Genomic DNA, 526 nt, shown 5'->3' with positions numbered 1-526 from the left:
CTGCGCCAGGAGCTGGACCTCGACCGCATCGAAGCGGCCCTCATCCGCATGCGCGGCTTGCGTCTCCAGCTTTGCGCACTGAAGCGGCCTTCGCCGTTCGGCTTTCCGCTGATGGTGGAACGGTTTCGTGAGCAGCTTTCCACCGAGAAGCTCGCCGATCGGATCGCGCGCATGCTGGCCGAAGCGGAGCGCGCCGCCGGCCCCGAGCCCACTGATCCGGATGCGGCCACACGGCCGGAAATCGAGACAGATGTACAAGCTGCGCTGCGCCTGACAGAATCGCCCGACACAGCCGGCAAATCCAGCCGCCGCCCGCGCCGGCCACGCAAGACATCGAAGCCGCTGCCACTGTTATGACCTCTTCTTCGGACCTCGCCATCCAATGCGCGGGCGAGACCGTATGGCTCCTGCCCGAACGCGCGCTGTGGTGGCCCGTGCAGCGCATGCTGATGGTGGCCGACGCGCACTTCGGCAAGGCGGCGACCTTCCGCGCGCGCGGCGTGCCGGTGCCGGCCGGCAGCACCAG

Annotated in this window: 2 pseudogenes; both read left to right on the top strand. The window is 68.6% G+C overall.

Features of this window, described 5'->3' with window-relative positions:
- Positions 1-357: pseudogene (locus tag FUT88_RS25725) on the top strand (DNA ligase-associated DEXH box helicase); the annotation flags it as partial.
- Positions 354-526, top strand: a pseudogene (locus tag FUT88_RS27025) (DEAD/DEAH box helicase); the annotation flags it as partial. The pseudogenes FUT88_RS25725 and FUT88_RS27025, both read left to right, overlap by 4 nt.

It is taken from the genome of Ralstonia sp. TCR112 (genome assembly GCF_007997035.1).
GTDB lineage: Bacteria > Pseudomonadota > Gammaproteobacteria > Burkholderiales > Burkholderiaceae > Ralstonia > Ralstonia edaphi.
This window is presented reverse-complemented; position numbering and strand designations above follow the sequence as displayed.